The 2,311-nt window shown below is 51.5% G+C and carries 2 protein-coding genes; both read right to left on the reverse strand.

What is annotated here, in order from left to right:
* Positions 1–122: 122 nt before the first annotated feature.
* Positions 123–968: an OST-HTH/LOTUS domain-containing protein gene (locus AACS18_RS21860; protein ID WP_108613318.1), complete on the reverse strand. Its 846-nt coding sequence runs from the start codon at positions 966–968 to the stop codon at positions 123–125.
* A 59-nt stretch (positions 969–1,027) separates the two neighbouring features.
* The gene (locus AACS18_RS21865) at positions 1,028–2,188 is read right to left on the reverse strand and encodes a site-specific integrase (RefSeq protein WP_108613319.1); all 1,161 of its coding nucleotides are present in this window, start codon (positions 2,186–2,188) and stop codon (positions 1,028–1,030) included.
* Positions 2,189–2,311: the final 123 nt, after the last annotated feature.

The following is a 2,311-nucleotide window of genomic DNA, read 5'->3' on the forward strand; positions in this document are numbered from 1 at the left end:
AAAGAAACTTTTGCAACCAAGGGGCTCGACATGACCTTTGATCTGATCAAGACAGTTGCTGGTAGTGTGGCGACCTCGATCCTTTTCTGAGTGTGCAAGCGGCAAAAATTAGCAAAATCCTCTTAGGCACTGCGTGTGCGATACCAGACCATAACACCAGTGGGAGATGGTCGTTTCTCTACCTCAAAAAGCTGAGAACGATGAATAATCTCCCGCCAACTGCCACACCCGTATAGCTTGGGGGATAATCCTGGGCGTCTTTGACCAATACTGCTGATGGCTTCTTTTAACAGTGTCCAACCATCCTTACCTATTCGACGCTCTTCACATTTCAGTTGTTGGATGATAGTAGTATTTTCCCAATCGTTGACAGGTTCACCTGGGAGAATTCCGGATAGTAAAAAAAGCTCTCCCTCAGGGGAGTTCATAAACTCTAGCAGTTCGCTCTTGGCTTTTTCGACGGCAGTAAGGAGAGAATGTAACGCCTCTCTGTTGTCCTTAATGACGTTGGCTGCCGTCGTTAAATAGCGTATTGCCTCTTGGCAACTAGCCTCCGAGTTCAACGCAAAACGTGACAGGAAATGATGCACCAGCTCATTTCGTAACTCGACCAGCTGTTTGAGCTTTTCATTCATCCACTCCCCGCCTTCAAGGCCAAAACTGAAACGGAAGTAACCTCGGCCGTTCAGTGCGTCATCATCAATTTCTTGCTCATCCCCCAACGTCGTTCTTTGGCTCCACTGGCCAACCAAATGCCCCAGAGTCTTTCCGCCTAGAAGCTGGCGGTCGCGTTCTATGTTACCAGCCAACTCATCGAAAAATCCGCATACCTTCAGGGTGGGTAGGGTTACTTTGAGTGTCAATTCAAACTGCTGCAGCTGGAGGAGAGAACGCCCGTACTCCAACGCTATGTGCTCTTTTAATTCATTTAAATCAGGTGGTGCCTTGTCAGTTTTGTGGTGTTCCAATCACGCCCTTCCTTGTGCCCAGTTGAATTACATACGACATGGTCATCAATGTAACGCGTTCATAGTGCAACTTCGATAGCTGCCTGTAGCTTCTCGACTGCTACTCCACCGCCGTACCTGTCGTAACTGATGGCACCATTGGTATGCCCCAAGATCGCCGCCGCGTACTGTAGCGGTACACCATGATCTTTTAACGCTGTTGCCACGGTATGGCGCAGGCTATGGAAGTCTTTGTCTACAGGGCGATGACGACTAAACCACTGCCCCCAAAGATGGCTGTAACCGTCTTGTCGATGAGGTAACTCAGGGAACAGCCGCCCCCCTGCCCTTTCCTGCACGAATTCGATAAAGCCACCAGCAATCAGCGAGGAGTGAATAGGGATCAGGCGGGCACTGTTGGCCGTCTTGAGCTTCTGGTCTGGGCGGTTGTCTCTGATGTTCAGGCACCATACCTCATCGACCTGCTGCACATCATCTGCGTACAACTGGCAGATCTCATTGGCTCTCGCTCCGGTATACAGGCCGAGCAGCGCTATCCACTTGCGGTATGGCTCCTGCTGCTTCGCCCACTGGATCAGCCGCTGTTTCTCCGCAGATGTGTACCCACTGCGAGCATTGACCTCTTTGACCCGTTGTAACTTGAGACCAACGAAGTGATTGACAATGCCCTCGTGGTGATTGCCTAGCCAGACGAACAATAGCGAGAGCTTCTGGAGATACTTGTTGATAGTCGTCGGACTCTTGCCTGAGTTCAGCAATTCGTCTTTGAACTTGACCACATCGGCCTTGCTGTACGCGGTTGGAGGTCTGTCCCCCAGCGCCTTGATGAAATAACCGATGTAGTTCTTCTGATTGCTGAGCTCTTTTGGTGCCCAGGACAACGCCTTTTCTTTCAGGTAACGCTCACTGAGTTCTGAAAGTACAGGGGATGCAATGGCAGAAGGAGCCGCAGGGGCTGACTGAGGGGCTGGATTGGCCGCTGAGGGTGTCTCTTGCTGTAGCCTCTGAGGCTCCGGCAGGGAGCTTGGCTGAGGTTCTGGCTGGACAGCCGCTGGTTTTACCCGAGAACGCGCACAGGCAAGCATCTTAGCCACCTGTTCACGAGCGACCAGCTTGTCCCGAGTACGGAGAGATTTCTTGATGTCTTTGCGGCGACCACAGGGGAGCACTGTCACCTTGCGGTAGTACCAGATACCTTGAGGACTGAGCCAGAGATTCACAGAGAAGACTCCTGATTCATCCACACAAAGTGGATTACCAAGAGGTCTGAAGGGGGGCTATTAGCTGTAACTTATTGAATTGCAGAAACAAGTGGTGGCCCTACCAGCCACATCCCGGCACTC

Origin of the sequence: Aeromonas sp. HMWF015 (genome assembly GCF_963878965.1) — a bacterium.
Classification (GTDB): Bacteria; Pseudomonadota; Gammaproteobacteria; order Enterobacterales; family Aeromonadaceae; genus Aeromonas; species Aeromonas veronii.